This is a genomic window from Ditibartonella choladocola (assembly GCF_002007565.1).
In the GTDB taxonomy this organism is placed as follows: Bacteria; Pseudomonadota; Alphaproteobacteria; order Rhizobiales; family Rhizobiaceae; genus Bartonella; species Bartonella choladocola.
On the sequence record NZ_CP015625.1, the window covers coordinates 2,450,493 to 2,472,500 of the forward strand.

At 47.6% G+C, this 22,008-nt stretch carries 7 protein-coding genes, 2 tRNA genes and 2 rRNA genes (1 of these 11 cut by a window edge); all 11 read right to left on the reverse strand.

The genetic code is table 11. The annotated features are described in order from the left end of the window. Window positions 1-306: 306 nt before the first annotated feature. Window positions 307-3,405, reverse strand: a complete 3,099-nt coding sequence (locus tag BBC0122_RS13325) for an autotransporter outer membrane beta-barrel domain-containing protein (RefSeq protein ID WP_077993695.1) — start codon at window positions 3,403-3,405, stop codon at window positions 307-309. A 97-nt stretch (window positions 3,406-3,502) separates the two neighbouring features. Continuing rightward, window positions 3,503-13,030 (reverse strand): invasin domain 3-containing protein, encoded by a 9,528-nt coding sequence (locus tag BBC0122_RS10650; RefSeq protein WP_077993697.1) that lies wholly within the window; start codon window positions 13,028-13,030, stop codon window positions 3,503-3,505. 2,830 nt (window positions 13,031-15,860) lie between these two features. Beyond that, window positions 15,861-16,151 carry a hypothetical protein gene (locus BBC0122_RS10655; RefSeq protein ID WP_077993699.1) on the reverse strand — a complete coding sequence of 97 codons (291 nt, stop codon included), beginning with the start codon at window positions 16,149-16,151 and terminating at the stop codon, window positions 15,861-15,863. Window positions 16,152-16,225: 74 nt separating this feature from the next. Beyond that, window positions 16,226-16,360: a hypothetical protein gene (locus BBC0122_RS13315; RefSeq protein WP_257788078.1), complete on the reverse strand. Its 135-nt coding sequence runs from the start codon at window positions 16,358-16,360 to the stop codon at window positions 16,226-16,228. A gap of 231 nt (window positions 16,361-16,591) precedes the next feature. Then, complete coding sequence (locus BBC0122_RS13415; protein ID WP_418214885.1) at window positions 16,592-16,849, reverse strand: 4-hydroxythreonine-4-phosphate dehydrogenase PdxA; 258 nt, start codon at window positions 16,847-16,849, stop codon at window positions 16,592-16,594. A 194-nt stretch (window positions 16,850-17,043) separates the two neighbouring features. Further along, on the reverse strand, window positions 17,044-17,349 hold the full coding sequence (locus BBC0122_RS13430) for a 4-hydroxythreonine-4-phosphate dehydrogenase PdxA (RefSeq protein ID WP_077993705.1): 306 nt from the start codon (window positions 17,347-17,349) through the stop codon (window positions 17,044-17,046). Window positions 17,350-17,651: 302 nt separating this feature from the next. After that, the gene (locus BBC0122_RS13320) at window positions 17,652-17,786 is read right to left on the reverse strand and encodes a hypothetical protein (protein ID WP_257788079.1); all 135 of its coding nucleotides are present in this window, start codon (window positions 17,784-17,786) and stop codon (window positions 17,652-17,654) included. Between the two features lie 349 nt (window positions 17,787-18,135). Further along, window positions 18,136-18,212, reverse strand: a tRNA-Met gene (locus BBC0122_RS10675). Window positions 18,213-18,455: 243 nt separating this feature from the next. Then, a 5S ribosomal RNA gene (gene rrf, locus BBC0122_RS10680) occupies window positions 18,456-18,570 on the reverse strand. Between the two features lie 188 nt (window positions 18,571-18,758). After that, a 23S ribosomal RNA gene (locus BBC0122_RS10685) occupies window positions 18,759-21,567 on the reverse strand. A gap of 371 nt (window positions 21,568-21,938) precedes the next feature. Further along, window positions 21,939-22,008: transfer RNA gene (locus tag BBC0122_RS10690), tRNA-Ala, on the reverse strand (it continues 6 nt past the right edge of the window).

The following is a 22,008-nucleotide window of genomic DNA, read 5'->3' on the forward strand; positions in this document are numbered from 1 at the left end:
GTTTCATGAAAATCGACAGGTTGGCCTTTTGAAACAAAATCCGGACACTTTAAAACAAGCTTGTTTCACCCAAGCAAATAAGCAACTATATCTTCAACCGTTATCTTGGAGCCTTTTTACGCCCCTCCATTGTCGGAAGGTTAGATAAATCTGAAGGCAATTGCCCCGATAAGCCAGAAAACTTTTCAAATTGGAAACATATTGCCTTCAGGAGTTCTTCTTTGTTTGCAAGTCTAGCCCCTCGCGAGGCTTATAAAATGTTTTCAAACACTCTGACACCTGTTCACACCCCTACCACGATAGCAATTAGAACTGGTATTTGAGCTTGATGCCGCCACCGCCGCCTTGGCGTTGTCCGGCGTAGCCCTGACCATTGACATCAATGCTCAAGGCCTTGTTGCTGGCAACCGGTTGAAGGCTAAAGCCAGCCTCGAAAATACCGGTGCTACCCTCTAACGATGGACGGTCGAGATTGAACTCATAGGCTTTTGCCATCACCTCGCCGTCGAACTCGTATTCATAGGCTGCACCAATGTAAGGCTTGAACTGTTCATTAAAGGCATAAGCATAACGACCACCAAGCTGAATGCGTGAACTGGTCGAGCTGTCAAAGTGAAGCGGTTCATTGGCGACAGAAACATCATCACCATCCATATGCGTCCATAAATAACGACCAAAGACATCAAGTGCCTGTCTTTCATTGACGTTGAACACATAGCCACCGGCAACATGCCCGCCATAATAGGTCACCGGGCTATCATAAGAACCACGATAGACACCGGTGAAGTTACCAAGTAGATTGGCATTGCGCCCGACATCGAATTCACTCTTGGCGCGACCGGCACGAAGCGAGGCTTCCACATAAAGACCATCGGCCTGATCGGCGGCAAGCTGGCGCACACGGCCAAGACCGGTGCCTGCAAAGTCGATACGAGCGAAGATGCCGCCGCCCTTATAGTTGCTATCGCCGTCACCATGCACAGAGGCAAAGTCGGTAAAGCTGTTATAGGTATCATAGGTGCCACGGCCATATTCAAAGAAGGCTCCCACAGTGGCCTTGTGGCCTGCTGCAAAATCGAAGCCTGTGGCAAGACCGACCGCCATGTTGAAGCCGTCTATATCCACATGGCTGCCTGTCTTATAACGTTGCGATGAACCATTGGCGATCATGAACGGTATGAAAGCCGGACGGTTGAAATTATCCTCATTGGCGCGCACCATGATGCGGATATGGTCTATACCGGCAGTTGCTATCAGGTCACTACCCTGATTGACAAAGCCAAGGGCTGCCGCACGGCCTTCCGAATAAGATTTCGACTGCGGATTGATCTTGGCAGCTGAACCGCCTCCACCGCTATTGCCGCTGTCACCGCTATTGCCGCCGCTATTGCCGCTGTCACCGCTATTGCCGCCGCTATTGCCGCCGTCACCGCTATTGCCGCCGTCACCGCTATTGCCGCCGCCCGGTACGTCATCGGTGTTATTATTAATAGTCAATACCAATGCATTATTGCCTGTGTTTTGCTGTGCCAATGTCGCATCATAGACAATGAAGCTACCCTGCCTGATGGTATAATTCTGTGAGACAAGGCTGCCTGTCGTCTTATCGATCATGGTAACCCTGTCACCGCCCTTCAGACGGCTGCCATCATTGACCATGGCAATGGTGTGTTTGGTATCGGTCAAATCAACGGCAGTGCCACCATTGGCAATTGTCACAAGCACATCGCCATTCTTCACATCACTTGGCAATGTCCAGTTGTAGTTCTCGAAATTGTAGATACCGGAAACAGTTCCGCGATAACCGACGAGATTAAGTGTGTTACCTTTAATAACTGTATCGAAGTCGGTATTGTCCGATCCATCGCCATAGACACTCCGTCCACCCCAGATTGAGCCGTAGGTCGTCACATTGCCATCATCATCACGCGCACCAATTTTGATGTCAGCGCCTTCCAACGTAATCGTATTGCCGGTAGCTGCGCCACCAGATCCGTTATTATTGCTATACGCTGCACCGCCAATACTATAACCGCCATAGACATCGCCCCAAATTAACGATTTTCCGGTTATGGTAACCGTGTTATCGGTTACATTTCCTCCACTTCCTCCCTGACCGTCGCCGCTAGCTCCCCCGATACTTACACCGCCAAAAACACTTCCGCCCTCAATACCATCATGCCCAAGTCCGGCCGCATCTGCTAACGCCGAGCCGCCTTTTCCGCCATCTGCGCCCTTTAGAATAACGTTCGTCAATGTAATTGTGTTTTCACTGACACTGCCGCCTGCACCACCCGTACCTATACCCATCATCTGGTAGCCTGCCGCACCGCCAATGCTCAGTCCTCCAAAAACCGAGCCACCGCCCATACCACCGGCACCCCCGCCGCCGGCATGACTTCCACCGCCATCTCCCCCTGCAGCTCCAATCAAAGTAACATTTGTCAGTGCGACCCGGTTACCGTTGACATTGCCCCCGACATTGTATCCGCCTATGAAACCATGTATGAATCCGGCATCAGCCCCGCCAATGCTCAAGCCGCCATAGACCGAACCGCCCCCCATGCCGCCAACACCACCGCCAACACTGCCATTCGTGCCCTGACCGCCAATACCGCCTGCTCCGCCTGTCAAGGTTACATCTATTAATGTTACGTGGTTTTTACCAACCGAACCGCCTTCTCCGCCATTTTCACTTAGACCAGCCGAGCCGCCCATACTCAAGCCCCCGAAAATAGAGGCGCCGCCCATACCACCTATTCCACCACTAAGCGCACCGGTTACGCCGCTGCCGGCAACACCGTTTCCACCGTTACCACCTTTCAAATCAACATTTGAAAGGTTTACTACATTATCGTTTACAGCCCCGCCATCTCCACCACTAGCGCCACCGGTTTCACCATGACTACCAGCGCCACCACTACTCAAACCACCGAAAACAGACCCGCCGCCCGCACTCCCTCCATTGGTCACATCGTTTTCCAAGCCTCCATTGGCAGCGGATTGGCCTGACCAATTATACCGGACATTGCTGATCGAAATTTGATTGTTCGAGATATCAGCCGCCGTAACACCTTCTCCCATGGCTCGGTTCAACTGGACATCTACACCGCCATAAATAATGTAAGGTGCGTTGATTGTTCCGGTTGTTGTCCAAGCGGCTTGTCCTGCTCCGTTTGTACCACCATCAACAGTAACCACATTGTCACTATAAATATTGCTCGAATAAAGACTTTTATAAGTGCTGCCGTTACCTGTTGGATCGGTTTGCAAAATAGAAGTGTTGTTTCCGTCAAAAACTAACGTTTCTGCTAAAGATGTACTGCTGTAAAACAGTGACGCAATAAGGGTGCAAACAGACACCCCATTTGCCCAGGTGGCTTTCCTGATTGAAGAGTTAAACATTTATACAATCCTGTAGCGAGTAAATCGAAAGTCCTGAAATACACATACCCGAAATTGGTTATTCTACTTAAGATAATTTGTCTCACTTTTTCAACCTTTAATCAGCATAGATATTGACCGTAATTGCCGCCAGCTCGCCGACATCCATACGCTTACCTGTCAATGGAACCTTGAAAGAAGTGGTGGATTTCGGGTTCGCCGTATAGGCTTCAAACACAACGTTACCACTTCCTTCCAGATCAGGTTTCAAAGGAGCGTAGTTTAATGTATTGAGATTGACATCACATGCTCCTACACCGCCACCGGTGGTTGGCTTGCGATAACCGGGCGAGCTGATGGTATCGTATTCGTTTTTGTCTGTGAATGATAGATAAAGATTGTTGTCACGATCCCCGTAATCGTTCATCCACGACTGAGGAATTGATACGGGAACCGAACAGTTTTGCCTCTTTTTTCCATCTTTAGATTGAACGTAAATAGCGCCATCAACCGTTGATGAGTGTAGCGTTAACTGCTTATCCCATAATGGGCTTGCGTATTTCAGTTTAATAATGAACCCAAGACCTGAATGATAGTAGTCCTTGTCTTCCGTTGGTGTGCAGTAAGTGTATGGCATTCCATTCTCAATCCAGTTCGATGTAGTACCACATAGTTTTGGCGAGACGTCCAGAATTGCCAGCAAAACACCTGATGCAGGTCTGAGTTCATACTTGACAGGTTCAGGCTGCCAACCTTGAGAATAATTGGTCATCGTGACAGAAAGCCAATAGGTAGACGGGCTGCTTTTCGAGCTTACAGTTGCCACGAGGCCATTTTGCGTGATGACCTGTGTTGCTCCGAGGTCTGTTGTCGAGAACGTTACGGGGAGCAGCTCCGCAGGAATAGCACGTCCTTTTTTGTCAACAGGCTTATAGGTTGCGGTCAACTTGTCTATGCCGTCATTGTAAAGTATGTCTTTATCCAAACTGACGAACGACTCATCTTTGTCGACATAGAGGCTGAAATTTGTCTCCCCTTGGGCGGTGAAGCCTTCGGCAGAGACCATAAATCCATTGCTGCCAAGCCATGATGCATAGGTTGATGACATTTGAACACTGACCTTGCCACCTTCATCTGTCACAACGTCTACACTGCCCTCTACACCATTAATAGCAAGCTCAAGCTCAAGATTGGTCGGTGTAACAGTGACTGTTCTATTAGCTAATGCTGCGCCGTTGTCATCCGTTAAAGTGATGGTAACAACATTGGTCGCATGACCATCGGCTATCGCGGTATCGGTATGAGCAATATTGATATTGATGTTCTGGCCAGGAATCTCAATAAGCTTCAATGTATCCGTTACACCTATTGTAGCGGCAGCTATACCATTAACAGTAGGCATGATGTTGATAACACCTATCGTCGTACCTGATGTTAAAGTGCTGACATAGGCACCCGCACCTCTATCATAGGACCAGGCTGACATTTTCGTGTCTTGTGGTCCGTTGGCCTCTTGAGGGGTAATCACTTGACTAATGGTTTCAGTTTTCAACGTCGAAATGAAGTTACCTGCAGCATCGCGTGGTCTAAACTCGATACGGCTTGTTGACCTTCCATTTGCTACAATCCGGTTTGGAATCGCTTTGATCTCACCTTTGCTAACGTCTATCGCCCCTGAAATAAGGGTGAGTATATTACCGGTCGAGCGGGAAATGCCATCCTCTCCATTAATCACCGGTATCACCTTGATAGCGCCGATTTTGGTTCCAGATGTCAAAACCGCTTGATAATGACCATCGACAAACGACCAGCTACCGATGGTTATGCCACTATCGGTTATCCCAATGATTTTACTTGTGATTGTGCTCGCATCGATGCTGGTAATAGGGTTCCCGTAACCATCCCTTGGCTTATAATGGATCGTTGAGGTGGTTTTACCATCTGCAACAATCGTATCAGGATCAGCATAAATCGTACTTGTATTCTTGTTCACCTTTCCCGCAGTAAACGTAATATTTAAGCTGGCAGTAACAGTTGTTCCTGATATCTGTCCTGTAACAGTTACAGTTTCAGGCGTATGATCAGACACGGCCGGTGCTTGTGTTATTTGGCCATCGGCATCGCTTTTTACTGTAGCCGGATAGATTGACGGTCTGCCACCTCCATTTGAACTTAAAGTAAATGTGACAGTTTTGTTCGGAATGAGTTGGCCGGTGTTCTTGTCACGCACAGCAACCGTGAATGTTGGCTGTTCATCCACCGTGGCCGATGTTTTGTCGTTTTCCCATGCGAGAACCAATTCAAATTCGCTCAATGTCACATCGGCTGAAAGAGAACCCACGGCCTTGTTGTTATATTCCGGTACAATCGTATAAACGCCGGTAACCGTGCCTTTGAGCTTTGCTGTATAGATACCGGTTCCGGTCTCTACTACATCGTCAATCGTTATGCTCCCGCTATTAGGACCGTTTTTCATAACAAATTTCAAGTTCTCGGCGATGTTACCTACCAGATTGCCATACTTGTCCTTGGCCGTAAAGGTCAATGTCGAGGTGTCGTGACCGTCTGCGACGATCAAGTCCGGAACAGCTTCGAATGTTGAACGCTCGTTACTGTCGCCATCCTTGTCAACAGGATCACCGGCTTTCAATGTCACATTGGCTGAAAGAGAACCAACGGCCGCGTTTTTAAATTCCGGTACAATCGTATAAATGCCGGCAACCGTGCCTTTGAGGTTTGCTGTATAGGTACCGGCTGTTTCGGTCTCTACTACATCGTCAATCGTTATGCCCTTGCTATTAGGACCGCTTTTCATAACAAATTTCAAGTCCTTGGCGATCCCACCGACAACGTGGCCAGTCTTGTCCTGAGCCATAAAGGTCAATAGCGAGGTGGCGGTATTGTCTGCGGCGATCGAGTCCGGAACAGCTGTGAATGTTGAACGCGGCTTACCGTCGTCATCCTTGTCAACAGGATCACCGACTTTCAATTCCACATCGGCTGAAAGAGAACCCACGGCCTTGTTGTTATATTCCGGTACAATCGTATAAACGCCGACAACCGTGCCTTTGAGCTTTGCTGTATAGGTACCGGCTGTTGCGGTCTCTACTACATCGTCAATCGTTATGCCCTTGCTATCAGGACCGAATTTCATAACAAATTTCAAGTTCCCGGCTTTCCCAACTACCGCATTGCCATACTTGTCCTGGGCCATAAAGGTCAATAGCGAGGTGGCGGTATTGTCTGCGGCGATCGAGGGTGGGAAGGCTGTGAATGTTGAACGCTGTTCACCTTTTTCACCCTTTTCAACAGGATCACCGGCTCCCAATGTCACAGTGTCTGAAAGAGAACCCACGGGCTCGTTATTATATTCCGGTACAATCGTATAATCGCCGGTAATCGTGCCTTTGAGTGTTGCTGTATAGGTACCGGCTGTTTCGGTCTCTACTACATCGTCAATCGTTATGCCCTTGATATCAGGACCGTTTTTCATAACAAATTTCAAGTCCTTGGCGATCCCACCGACAACGTGGCCATACTTGTCCTGGGCCTTAAAGGTCAATGTCGAGTACGCGGTATTGTCTGCGACGATCCAGTGTGGGTCGGCTATGAATGTTGAACGCGCATTACCGTCGCCATCCTTGTCAACAGGAGCATCGGCTCCCAATGTCACAGTGTCTGAAAGAGAACCCACGGCCTTGTTTTTATATTCCGGTACAATCGTATAAACGCCGACAACCGTGCCTTTGAGGTTTGCTGTATAGGTACCGGCTGTTGCGGTCTCTACTACATCGTCAATCGTTATGCCCCCGCTATTAGGACCGGTTTTCATAACAAATTTCAGGTCGTTGGCTTTCCCAACTACCGCATTGCCATACTTGTCCTGGGCCTTAAAGGTCAATGTCGAGTACGCGGTATTGTCTGCGACGATCCAGTGTGGGTTGGCTATGAATGTTGAACGCGCATTACCGTCGCCATCCTTGTCAACAGGATCACCGGCTCCCAATGTCACAGTGTCTGAAAGAGAACCCACGGGCTCGTTATTATATTCCGGTACAATCGTATAATCGCCGGTAATCGTGCCTTTGAGTGTTGCTGTATAGGTACCGGCTGTTGCGGTCTCTACTACATCGTCAATCGTTATGCCCTTGATATCAGGACCGTTTTTCATAACAAATTTCAAGTCCTTGGCGATCCCACCGACAACGTGGCCATACTTGTCCTGGGCCTTAAAGGTCAATGTCGAGTACGCGGTATTGTCTGCGACGATCCAGTGTGGGTCGGCTATGAATGTTGAACGCGCATTACCGTCGCCATCCTTGTCAACAGGAGCATCGGCTCCCAATGTCACAGTGTCTGAAAGAGAACCCACGGCCTTGTTTTTATATTCCGGTACAATCGTATAAACGCCGACAACCGTGCCTTTGAGGTTTGCTGTATAGGTACCGGCTGTTGCGGTCTCTACTACATCGTCAATCGTTATGCCCCCGCTATTAGGACCGGTTTTCATAACAAATTTCAGGTCGTTGGCTTTCCCAACTACCGCATTGCCATACTTGTCCTGGGCCTTAAAGGTCAATGTCGAGTACGCGGTATTGTCTGCGACGATCCAGTGTGGGTTGGCTATGAATGTTGAACGCGCATTACCGTCGCCATCCTTGTCAACAGGATCACCGGCTCCCAATGTCACAGTGTCTGAAAGAGAACCCACGGGCTCGTTATTATATTCCGGTACAATCGTATAATCGCCGGTAATCGTGCCTTTGAGTGTTGCTGTATAGGTACCGGCTGTTGCGGTCTCTACTACATCGTCAATCGTTATGCCCTTGATATCAGGACCGTTTTTCATAACAAATTTCAAGTCCTTGGCGATCCCACCGACAACGTGGCCATACTTGTCCTGGGCCTTAAAGGTCAATGTCGAGTACGCGGTATTGTCTGCGACGATCCAGTGTGGGTCGGCTATGAATGTTGAACGCGCATTACCGTCGCCATCCTTGTCAACAGGAGCATCGGCTCCCAATGTCACAGTGTCTGAAAGAGAACCCACGGCCTTGTTTTTATATTCCGGTACAATCGTATAAACGCCGACAACCGTGCCTTTGAGGTTTGCTGTATAGGTACCGGCTGTTGCGGTCTCTACTACATCGTCAATCGTTATGCCCCCGCTATTAGGACCGGTTTTCATAACAAATTTCAGGTCGTTGGCTTTCCCAACTACCGCATTGCCATACTTGTCCTGGGCCTTAAAGGTCAATGTCGAGTACGCGGTATTGTCTGCGACGATCCAGTGTGGGTTGGCTATGAATGTTGAACGCGCATTACCGTCGCCATCCTTGTCAACAGGATCACCGGCTCCCAATGTCACAGTGTCTGAAAGAGAACCCACGGGCTCGTTATTATATTCCGGTACAATCGTATAATCGCCGGTAATCGTGCCTTTGAGTGTTGCTGTATAGGTACCGGCTGTTGCGGTCTCTACTACATCGTCAATCGTTATGCCCTTGATATCAGGACCGTTTTTCATAACAAATTTCAAGTCCTTGGCGATCCCACCGACAACGTGGCCATACTTGTCCTGGGCCTTAAAGGTCAATGTCGAGTACGCGGTATTGTCTGCGACGATCCAGTGTGGGTCGGCTATGAATGTTGAACGCGCATTACCGTCGCCATCCTTGTCAACAGGAGCATCGGCTCCCAATGTCACAGTGTCTGAAAGAGAACCCACGGCCTTGTTTTTATATTCCGGTACAATCGTATAAACGCCGACAACCGTGCCTTTGAGGTTTGCTGTATAGGTACCGGCTGTTGCGGTCTCTACTACATCGTCAATCGTTATGCCCCCGCTATTAGGACCGGTTTTCATAACAAATTTCAGGTCGTTGGCTTTCCCAACTACCGCATTGCCATACTTGTCCTGGGCCTTAAAGGTCAATGTCGAGTACGCGGTATTGTCTGCGACGATCCAGTGTGGGTTGGCTATGAATGTTGAACGCGCATTACCGTCGCCATCCTTGTCAACAGGATCACCGGCTCCCAATGTCACAGTGTCTGAAAGAGAACCCACGGCCTTGTTTTTATATTCCGGTACAATCGTATAATCGCCGGTAATCGTGCCTTTGAGTGTTGCTGTATAGGTACCGGCTGTTGCGGTCTCTACTACATCGTCAATCGTTATGCCCTTGATATCAGGACCGTTTTTCATAACAAATTTCAAGTCCTTGGCGATCCCACCGACAACGTGGCCATACTTGTCCTGGGCCTTAAAGGTCAATGTCGAGTACGCGGTATTGTCTGCGACGATCCAGTGTGGGTTGGCTATGAATGTTGAACGCGCATTACCGTCGCCATCCTTGTCAACAGGATCACCGGCTCCCAATGTCACAGTGTCTGAAAGAGAACCCACGGCCGCGTTTTTAAATTCCGGTACAATCGTATAAATGCCGACAACCGTGCCTTTGAGGTTTGCTGTATAGGTACCGGCTATTGCGGTCTCTTTTACCTTGTCAATCGTTATGCCCCCGCTATTAGGACCGTTTTTCATAACAAATTTCAAGTCCTCGGCGATCCCACTGATAACGTGGCCATACTTGTCCTGGGCCATAAAGGTCAATGTCGAGTACGCGGTATTGTCTGCGACGATCCAGTGTGGGTCGGCTTTGAATGTTGAACGCGGTTCACCTTTTTCACCCTTGTCAGCAGGATCACCGACTTTCAATGTCACATCGGCTGAAAGAGAACCAACGGCATCGTTTTTAAATTCCGGTACAATCGTATAAACGCCGACAACCGTGCCTTTGAGGTTTGCTGTATAGGTACCGGCTGTTGCGGTCTCTTTTACCTCGTCAATCGTTATGCCCCCGCTATTAGGACCGCTTTTCATAACAAATTTCAAGTCCTTGGCGATCCCACCGACAACGTGGCCATTCTTGTCCTGGGCCTTAAAGGTCAATAGCGAGGTAGTGTTATTGTCTGCGACGATCGAGGCCGGAACAGCTGTGAATGTTGAACGCGGATTACCGTCGCCATCCTTGTCAACAGGAGCACCGGCTCCCAATGTCACAGTGTCTGAAAGAGAACCAACGGCCTTGTTTTTATATTCCGGTACAATCGTATAAATGCCGACAACCGTGCCTCTGAGCTTTGCTGTATAGGTACCGGCTGTTGCGGTCTCTACTACATCGTCAATCGTTATGCCCCCGCTATTAGGACCGCTTTTCATAACAAATTTCAGGTCCTTGGCTTTCCTAACTACCGCATTGCCATACTTGTCCTGGGCCATAAAGGTCAATAGCGAGGTGGCGTTATTGTCTGCGACGATCGAGTGTGGGAAGGCTGTGAATGTTGAACGCTTTTCACCTTTTTCACCCTTTTCAGCAGGATCACCGGCTGTCAATGTCACATCGGCCGAGAGGGTGCCAACAGCATTGCCATCGAATTTCGGCGTTATCGTATAGACATTGGCAAGCGTGCCTGTGAGTGTTGCCTTATAGACACCGGTTTTGGTCTCGTTAATTTCATGCACCGTCACCTTGCCGCTTTCAGGAACGGGACCGTTTTTGATCGCAACATCAAAAACAAGCCTGCTCTTGATGCCTGTGACCATGTTGCCATTCTTGTCCTTGGCCGTAAAGAGCAATGTCGAGGCATCCTCATTGTCTGCGATGATCAAGTCCGGAACAGCTGTGAATGTTGAAAGCTCGATACCTTTTTCAACAGGAGCACCGGCTGTCAATGTCACATCGGCTGAGAGGTTGCCGACAGCTTTGCCATCGAATTTCGGCGTTACCGTATAGACATCGGCAACCGTGCCTTTGAGTTTTGCCGTATAGACACCGCTTTTGGTCTCGACAATTGAAGTCAACGTCACCTTGCCTTTGTCAGGAGCGGAACCGCCCTTGCTCACGACATCAAAGACAAGCCTGTCCTTGATGCCCATGATCGGGTTGCCATTCTTGTCCTTGGCCGTAAAGGTCAATGTCGAGTACGCGGTATTGTCTGCGACGATCGAGGGTGGATCGGCTTCGAATGTACTGTTGGTACTGTCAAATCCCGGAGCCTTGACTGTCACGGTTGTCGTTGCCTCTTTCGAGGTATTACCTTTGACATCCGTTGCAACGGCATTGACGACATAGTCATTATTACCACCCCACTGATAGGGTGGAAGAACAACCGAATAATCGCTGACACCGCTTCCCTGAACGATCTTGCCGCCTGCTGCAATCAGGGCTGCTGCCATCACACTGACGCTTGCCACATCATTCTTGGATTTAACCGATATGCCAAGCGAATAAGTCTCGTTATAAAAGCCGGTAATGCCGCCAACCATATAAAGCTTGATGAATTCATTCTTCTTATATTCAAGAACAATGTCGTTATTACGGTCAACCAGATCATATCTGCTTCCCGCAAGTGTGCGCATATCCCCGACCGCATCAGGATCAAGCTGCTTCGACAGCGGAACACCAAAACGATAATTGACCTGAAAGCCTAAACGGGTATCATCCTTGCCACTCGCACCTTGCCGGTGGTCTACATTGAATGTCACAAGCGGTACCGGTGTATAATTGGCTCCGAACGTAACCGCATAAGGGTTCTTCTGCCGTTCGTTCTTTCCAAAAAGACCGACCTCGTTGCCATAATATTGCTCGAAGTTCAGCTTCATTCCAAGCTTCGGATAGGATGGCAGATAACCTTCCGCACGAATATCCCAGCCATTGGCCGGACGTTCATAATAATCATCCACATCGGGAGAGGTTCGCCAATCCGATAACCGGTAATAGGCATTCATGCCCAATTTGAGATAATCGCGCCAATATTCGACACCAATTCCCATACGCGAATGCGAACGGGAAATGTCATAATCCCAAAACGCATTGCCGCCCAACATATAATCCTGTGTGAAATAACGATAGCCAAAACCCAGATTGCTCTGGGTGCGATCATCCGTGCGATGAATGGAGGTTTGTGTAAAAACAAGACTGTTGCCTTTGTCATAAACCGGCAACAACATCTCGAATTGCGAATTTTTTAATGAAAAGCCATCATCAACATTCAACTGGATACGGGACGTGCCGAACTGGTTGAACCAGCGATTGATCTCGCCATTGGCCTTACCCGAAAAATATCCTTTGGCCATATTTTCCAGTTCATTGCTATGACCACCATTGGAAAGAAATTGCCCTGCCCTTGTTGCCAGCGAACTGATTGCACTATCCTGCGAGGATCCCGTTTCGAGATAATGCGCCATGTCATCAGAAACCGGTGACAGCGGAACATAAACCGTATCCCCCACCGTTACCTTGTCAAAGCCGTTCTTGAAGAAGCGATCCAGATTGAGACGGCGCAACCCCTCAACACTCAAATTATAGCGCTTGGCAACACTATCAAGCGTATCGCCGGACACCAGAACATAGGCGCGTGTCATGATCGGCGAGCTATAGCCATCAAGCGAGGCGCTTGCACCATCATCCTTCTGCCCGAATAGACTGTTGTCAGCGGCATAGCGTTCACTTCCCGAGTCTCTTTGCGCAGCCTGCGCTGGCATAACCATCGCCAGAAAGGTTGAGCAGACGTAGAGGATAATCATCAACCACGACACAGCCTTTGATACAAAGGTGCTCAAAAAGTTACTACGCATAGACATGAAATCCCCCTTATTTCTTACATGACTTAGTAAAAAATGTTTCGCTATTTCCTACATAGATAAGTTAAAACGGCTCACGTGAGAGTGCATATTGCCGAGCCTTGCACTCAGCCCCCAATAGGCTTGCAGACAGGCTCATACGTGCAAACGAAAGACTTCGTTCACTGATTAGGTGACAGAAGCTTTAGCAGGATTGAATAAACCGGATCCCTCGCACTATTCGGCTCGGGAGAAAGAGAGGGTGGATAAGTAATAACAAATAATCAAACATAACTTTACCGTCTCCTTGATGTATTCCATCAACCCAATTAATTGGACACGTCAGCTAATTCATACGTTAAACATCACGTTAGAGATGCATAAAAGCATCATCCGCTTTTGTAACACCAATACCGATTTTTTGCTGTTTTGCAACCCCTGCGAGAAAAAATACACAAAAAAAACAAATATATTCTTCTGGCGAGTATTAAATATCTAATTAAATTACACTTTTTGGATTCAATCACATCATAAATTTAGATACTATCACTTCATAAACTTATTTATAACGTCACAAGCTAGAATTTATTTTGTCCTGCATCCGGTCACCAACGAGACTGATTATCATTTCACCAACAAGACTGATTATCATTGTTGTTATTATAATGGATGCCGGTGCAACATTATCCAAGATGCATTGACGAGTTACTCTTTGCCGAACCCGCTCATACTGCCAAGACCGGACATCGGTGGCTGAACGCCTGGTCTAAAAAAGGAAAGTCTGCTCTCCAGAAGTATAATTTGCGGGAAAGTCAATGCCAAAGATATAATCAACGTCGATACAATATTGGGAAATATGTACTTGATATAAAAACGCGGCGGTTTTGCTCCCAATTGTATGAAAACGACAGTATATCCCTGATTATTGGCTGAAACAGCTCATCTCCTTATTATCCTCGCATATCTTTCCCTTCCGGGGAACCCCATAAGACATGTTAATAGTAAAATGGTATTACCGAAAAAAGCTAAGACAACCAAAGATAGAATCTGAACTGGAAAAGCAGCTTGGAAGTCGCCAGCATCATAACAAAATGTTTCATAATACCGTTAAATATTGCAGCTACAAATCCCGAAACTATAGCTATAAGAGCGGAAAAGATTGTCGGAGAACTTCAATCATGGCATTGCGTGACCACCATGCGAGAACCGCCGCACCGCCAAGACCTGTTGTTAGTGTAGGAAGAATAGCATGTTTGAGATTGCCTTGCTCTTTTAATGGCAACCAGCTCGATTGCACTGAAAAACGGATATTGGAATAAGCCCTGACACAAATGATGGCATGGTGAAACAGGGGAGAGATAAAGCTATAACGAAACGATTGATCTTACTATCTCTATCCAGTGCAGCATAGGCCCGCCAGAAATTCCGATAGCCAGTTTCATAACAAAGCAAGTATCGTTAACAATAGGGTGGCAGTTATCCCGTTCCGCAACATGATCTATCACAGGTCTTCCATGTCTCATAGATACTGCCGTATCTCCATGAAGTAATGCATGGAAGCAAGTGAAGAATTGTTGCCATAATGGCGCATCCAGCCCCCCCATTGTTTATGAAATACTGCATGCTTTATATAACTTCAGTCCGCTATATGATTTGCGCAAGGTCAACTGACATGCGTATAAAATGAATGCAAAACGGATAACACAAAACACAGTCAACAGGCGGCGGATAAAGCGCGTTGATAGAAAGTAGATCATATTTTTTCCGCATATTCTACTGTTTCTTCTGAACGGCTTAAACGACGGCAAGAACAAACCCACCATGTGATGATGTTAGTTCAGAAGGGATTTTCCCGCATAGCCCCATCAGCTCTTGAGCAATGTGTAAAGCACAACCTATGAGGACGATGAGCAGGATTTGGTAGCTCACCTTGTAAGACTACACGATCATCGGGCCATCTTTCCGGCATTGGTACACCCGAAGTCAACGTGTTGATATAAGGATGCTGCGAACGTTAAAAAATCTTGCTGCTTTCATCTATCTCGACGATCCGACCGAGATACATTACTGCAACTCTGTCAAACTGATATGAAGATTTAACTGGCATATATTCGCGATTACACAAATATAAATTTTCAAAGCGCGATTTCTGTTCAGTCCAGACATGTCGCACCGAAACATATATAACAACCGAAGTAAGATAATATTTCTGTCAAAATTTCTGATGGTTCATTTTAGAGCCCCATTAATCAGAGATTCTTAAACATGACAGTCAGATGATATTACTTGTTGCAAACCATGCAGAGACAAGTTTCCCTCATACTGTATCAAGACGTGCGATCTTCTATTCCGGATTGTTAAAATGAATTCAAATAGGATAACAACCACAAATTGATTATGTAATAACAACCCATAATTGCGATATTTACTGCGATCCTTTGGTTCCCTAATTAACGGTTACAATTTTTTCTGCCTTGCCTTGTTTTTATATTGATGTGTTGGAGTTTTCTATGATGCTCAAACTTGGCCATCCCGTTTTTGCTTATTTAGCATCAGGAAAGCTTTAATCATTGCTTGAAACAAATCAGGCAGAGAGCTGGAATGTCTTTACCCCCATCAAATCCTTCAGCAGCAGAACCGATTTTCAGATCGGCGTTGAAGACATTAATTCAATTCTATCTCGCGTTAAGAAATATGCTGTTCCATCTATCGGGATATATCAGAAAAATATTACGATATAAGCGGTTCCAAAGGTTTGTCAGAGAGAATTTCTTGTTCAGAACTCCGACACTTACCTTTCGAGATCAAGCCGATATATTGACTCATATACATATAATACCGGTTTTTGATTTCATTTGTTATTTTTTATCAATATGCGATATAATTGGATTAGTTTTCTCTCTGCATTTTCTTTTACCGCTTTAATGTATCGGATTTGCTCTTCAATCCCTTTTGCCATGGTAGAAAAACGCTCATTAAAACCCGTCTCACACACAGCATAGCCTATAGCTTTAGCTTGAACCGCGGCATGCATAAGCTCGTCCCTGTCGATAGCTCTAGCCGGGATCACAGGCTTTTCTACAGGCTTACAAACAGCCTCGATCAAGTTGACGACATCAACTCTCGCTTGGTAGGCTAACAAATCTAGACCATGTATCCTGTGTTAGACCCAAGCATGCACGCTTTGAATGCTATTTCATCGCTTGAACCAGTCAGTTACCTCGATATTCCCTCTATCCTTCCGGTTAAAAGATAATATTGTATGCCTGCACTCTCTATCAATGGCAACACATCATCACTATGCGTACCGCCAAGCAAATAGTCGACACCGAACTTGATCGGCGATTGCACGGACCTCGCCTCACTTTCAACATCAAGCGATAAGACTTCAAGATAATTTTTCGCGCCTGCTGCACGTATGGCTCGCAGCCCAAACCGCCCAAACGTTGAAAAAGCAAGCCTACGTCTTCGTAACCGATATGACACAGCCTCAATCACTTTTGGCAGATAGCTCATTGCATCTGCAATAGCTCTGTCATTTCTTGCGCGCATTAAAGATGAAATTCGCATGATTAGGCAACTTCATATCATTCCCTGACGCTGACCTGAAGGCACCAGCCGCTCTACATATTTTATAGCCGTCAGCAAACTTGAGTGCTCGGCTACCCAGCCCCGCAATGTCGAAAGCAGTTCCGCGATCCGGGCTGGAGCGAACAAATGGAAGGCTGGTATAATGTTAACGCCAGTCTCAATTTCTATCGACTTCACGGGTATAAGCTTTGGATTATGATATTGCGCAACAACGACATCGAATTGTCCTCTCTTTTTGCTGTCATAAATACCGTATCACCTGTTCGCGAGCCGCTCACGTCTGTTTCTTCTAAGCGCACTCCATTTGCTGCGGGTTCGATGAAGCCGATTTCCTCATCGACAAAAAGACCACCTTTACCCGCATGGGGATTCAATCCAGTGAAAGCGACATGGGTCTTTTGGTGCCCCAACACTATGATGCCTATATTTGCAAGCCTGATTGCTTATAACCGTTTTTCGTAAATAACCTGATTTATAGTGTGTCGAAGTGACATCTGGATGGTAACAAGAATTGTACGAATATCTTCATTCAAAAGCATCATGGCAACATGACCGCTACCAACTTCATCAGCAAGAATTTCACTGTGTTCTGGACAATCTATTCCAGCAGAATGAATAGCGTTCTTATTGATTGGCAAGGTGATAATTCCGCTTATCTTCTCAAATTTGGCAGCGGTTAAAGCTTCGACGCCAGTATCAAAAGATGCCAGCCCCGAAATGGAACTACCGCAACTTATCGGGGGGTCGATATTATTTTTGTCATCTCAACCTCATTGTCGGGAGGTGACGAACCGAACTTCGGACAATTTTCCCGCACAGCATTGTTCGTGTTAAATGGGCTTGTTTTGGCGGAATAAGCTTGTCTGGAAACGGACGCCTCCAAGCCATATGAAGGAAGCCGGACTGGATGGGTTTTAAGAGAAGTATAGTTTGATTGAGTTGAAGGCTGATGAGGGAGTGACGGTTGAAGGAGACGCGGGCTAAGTGTCAGAATTAAGTGACAGACTTGAGTGACAGAATTGCGTGTTAGAATTAAGTTTCCGAGACGGGATCAAACACGGATAAATTTCAACGTTGAAGATCTGTGATAGAGAAGCTTTATTTCCGCTTCGCGAAGCTGGATTTCGATTTTAACAAACTGATATTCGGGGATAGCGTTACGTTGCTCGCGTTTTCGGCTTGGCATTACACACATTCCAAGCGACGACCGTTTGAAGACAAGCGGAGAAGCGGAGTCACGGGCCGGCATCGGGAAGCGCAGCGTTCATATAATGAGGATATTGATAGGTGAGAACCCGGCTAAAGCAATGAACGCGTTTTGGTGTTTTATAGAAATTCGGTTTGTTTTCAACATAGGCATGTCCGCGACCGCATATTGCAGTAAAGGTCATTAATTCCGCGATCCTAATAGACAACCCACGCACCAAACGACGAGCATCTCAACGTAATCATCGCTGCGGCCCCGTTTTTGGAAGCGCTGCGGTATACAAAGCGGATAATGATAGGCAAAAATTTGTGAGTGGTGAAGTGATGATTGGTTGCGGGGGCAGGATTTGAACCTGCGGCCTTCAGGTTATGAGCCTGACGAGCTACCGGGCTGCTCCACCCCGCGCCAAGGAAGAGTGTTTTACGAGAAGCGGGAGGGGAGCGACAAGGCTACCGGACCCAAAATTGTAAAACGCTCAAGTTACATTGTAGATCAATGTAACGGGATAAGAAAGAGCCAAAAGGCTCATTTTGATATAACAATTCAAGCAGACCAATCAAGAGTGGTCTGCCCGTTAAATACCAATTGAAGAGGAAGCACGAGGCTAAATATCGTAAAGAATAGAGAAGCTATTGTTGCACTTGGCAGACCTGGCAGCGACTTACTCTCCCGTGTCTTAAGACAAAGTACCATCAGCGCAGGAGCGTTTCACGGCCGAGTTCGGAATGGGATCGGGTGCAGCCGCTCCGCTATAACCACCAGGTCGGCAAAGCGCAACAATTTTTCAAGAAGCTGATATCTTTCTGTTTTGTTCTTTTACATTCACTTTCACGCTTTAGCTTTTAAAACGCGACCGCACGTCGGCCACTTTTAGCCGCCCTCGCGGAGGGCTGCGCCCGTGAGCGCAGTAAAGTGATCTTTGCACAGCAAAGATGAACATTTGTAATGGGAACGATCAAGTCAATCGAACGATTAGTATCAGTAAGCTCCATGTGTCACCACACTTCCACACCTGACCTATCAACGTGGTCGTCTTCCACGGTTCTCAGGGAATACTCGTTTCCAGGTGGGTTTCCCGCTTAGATGCCTTCAGCGGTTATCCCGTCCATATATAGCTACCCTGCTATGCGGCTGGCGCCACAACAGGTCCACCAGAGATATGTCCATCCCGGTCCTCTCGTACTAGGGACAGATCCTGTCAATATTCCTACACCCACGGCAGATAGGGACCGAACTGTCTCACGACGTTCTGAACCCAACTCACGTACCGCTTTAAATGGCGAACAGCCATACCCTTGGGACCTGCTCCAGCCCCAGGATGCGATGAGTCGACATCGAGGTGCCAAACAACCCCGTCGATATGGACTCTTGGGGGTCATCAGCCTGTTATCCCCGGCGTACCTTTTATCCGTTGAGCGATGGCCCTTCCACGTGGAACCACCGGATCACTATGACCGTCTTTCGACTCTGCTCGACTTGTCAGTCTTACAGTCAGGCGGGCTTATGCCATTGCACTCGACGAACGATTTCCGACCGTTCTGAGCCCACCATCGCGCGCCTCTGTTACTCTTTAGGAGGCGACCGCCCCAGTCAAACTACCCACCATACACTGTCCTGAACCCGGTTAACGAGCCGCAGTTAGACATCCATGTCAATAAGGGTGGTATTTCAAGGATGACTCCACAAAGGCTGGCGCCCCTGCTTCAAAGTCTACCACCTATCCTACACATGCCGACACGAATGCCAGTGTAAAGCTATAGTAAAGGTGCACGGGGTCTTTCCGTCTAACCGCAGGAACCCCGCATCTTCACGGGGAATTCAATTTCACTGAGTCTACGTTGGAGACAGCGGGGAAGTCGTTACGCCATTCGTGCAGGTCGGAACTTACCCGACAAGGAATTTCGCTACCTTAGGACCGTTATAGTTACGGCCGCCGTTTACTGGGGCTTCAATTCAATGCTCTCACATCTCCTCTTAACCTTCCAGCACCGGGCAGGCGTCAGACCCTATACGTCGTCTTGCGACTTCGCAGAGCCCTGTGTTTTTGGTAAACAGTCGCTACCCCCTGGTCTGTGCCACCCCCTAACGGTTGCCCGCTAAAGGGTCACGCTTCTTCCGAAGTTACGCGTGCAATTTGCCGAGTTCCTTCAACGTAGTTCTCTCAAGCGCCTTGGTATTCTCTACCGGTCCACCTGTGTCGGTTTAGGGTACGGTCTATACGTGGGAGCTATTTCCCGGGACTGCTTCAAAGCAAGACCAATCCATTAAGATCTTACAATTTACACAATCCGTCACTTCCCACAGGTCCACGAATATTAACGTGGTTCCCATCGACTACGCCTTTCGGCCTTGCCTTAGGGGCCGACTAACCCTGCTCAGATTAACTTTAAGCAGGAACCCTTGGACTTTCGGCGAGGGAGTCTCTCACTCCCTTTATCGTTACTCATGTCAGCATTCTCACTTCCGATACCTCCAGGATCCCTTACGGGTATCCCTTCTCTGGCTTACGGAACGCTCCGCTACCACACGTCTTGCGACGTATCCACAGCTTCGGTGTATGGCTTTAGCCCCGTTACATTTTCGGCGCAAAGACCCTTACTTAGACCAGTGAGCTGTTACGCTTTCTTTAAATGATGGCTGCTTCTAAGCCAACATCCTGGTTGTTTTGGGATCCTCACATCCTTTCCCACTTAGCCATAACTTGGGGACCTTAGATGGTGGTCAGGGTTGTTGCCCTCTCCACGACGGACGTTAGCACCCGCCGTGTGTCTGCTCGTCAGTTCTTCCAGGTATTCGTAGTTTGGTTAGGTTTGGTAGTCCGGCGAGGACCCCTAGCCCATCCAGTGCTCTACCCCCTGGAGAATTCAACGAACGCTCTACCTAAATAGATTTCGCGGAGAACCAGCTATTTCCGAGTTTGATTGGCCTTTCACCCCTAGCCACAAGTCATCCCGATCTATTGCAACAGATATGGGTTCGGCCCTCCAGTAAGTGTTACCTTACCTTCAGCCTGCTCATGGCTAGATCACTCGGTTTCGGGTCTAATCCAACGAACTGAACGCCCTGTTCAGACTCGCTTTCGCTACGCCTACACCTATCGGTTTAAGCTTGCTCGTTAGACTAAGTCGCTGACCCATTATACAAAAGGTACGCCGTCACCCAGAACTAATCTTGGGCTCCGACTGTTTGTAGGCATTCGGTTTCAGGTTCTCTTTCACTCCCCTCGTCGGGGTGCTTTTCACCTTTCCCTCACGGTACTGGTTCACTATCGGTCATGCACGAGTACTTAGGCTTGGATCGTGGTCGACCCATATTCAGACAGGATTTCACGTGTCCCGCCCTACTCAAGGACTTAAGATCAATTTACGTGTACGGGACTGTCACCCTCTTCGGTCGAGCTTTCCAACTCGTTCTACTTTTCTCTCTTAAGCCACTGGCCTGATCCGCGTTCGCTCGCCACTACTAGCGGAGTCTCATTTGATGTCCTTTCCTACAGGTACTTAGATGTTTCAGTTCCCTGCGTTCGCTTCTTACACCCTATTTTATTCAGGTGTAGATACCTTTATTCAGATAGCTAGAAACCTAAATTGTCCATCGCTGAACAACTTAGCTTTTCTAGCCATCAAAGGTGGGTTGCCCCATTCGGAAACTTACGGATCAAAGGGTATTCGCACCTCCCCGTAACTTATCGCAGCGTATCACGTCCTTCTTCGCCTGTGCATGCCAAGGCATCCACTAAATGCCCTTAAGACACTTGATCGTTCTCATTGCCAATATTCATCTTCTTGCAATGTCTTGTGCAAAACACCGCTATAAATATCAGCAGAAAGACCAGCTTCTCGAGATATATTCGATGGCGCGGTTAAGCTTCCAATCATTTGCAGAGGCTTTGAGCTTTCCTCTGCGACACAAATCGCCTCTTTTCATATCAACCAATTTCCAAGACTTTAGGTAATCTCGAAAACCGTTCAATACGCCGATCACTTCCTTAAAAGCACCGGAGCAATTGTCCGAATATATCTTCTCTTCACGATTTCAATAGAACAGGCAGACTTTTCTTTTTTTAAAGAACAGTCCGCAAACTTGTTTCTTCTCAAGATGATGTGTCTTCCCGTTTCCCAACCAAAGTCTTGGTGGAGCCAGACGGGATCGAACCGACGACCCCCTGCTTGCAAAGCAGGTGCTCTCCCAGCTGAGCTAT

Bases quoted from the DNA above. Each gene is read 5' to 3' on its own strand.
- BBC0122_RS13325 (WP_077993695.1), bottom strand. From the start codon at position 3,405: ATGTTTAACTCTTCAATCAGGAAAGCCACCTGGGCAAATGGGGTGTCT.
- BBC0122_RS10650 (WP_077993697.1), bottom strand. From the start codon at position 13,030: ATGTCTATGCGTAGTAACTTTTTGAGCACCTTTGTATCAAAGGCTGTG.
- BBC0122_RS13320 (WP_257788079.1), bottom strand. From the start codon at position 17,786: ATGCCAAGCCGAAAACGCGAGCAACGTAACGCTATCCCCGAATATCAG.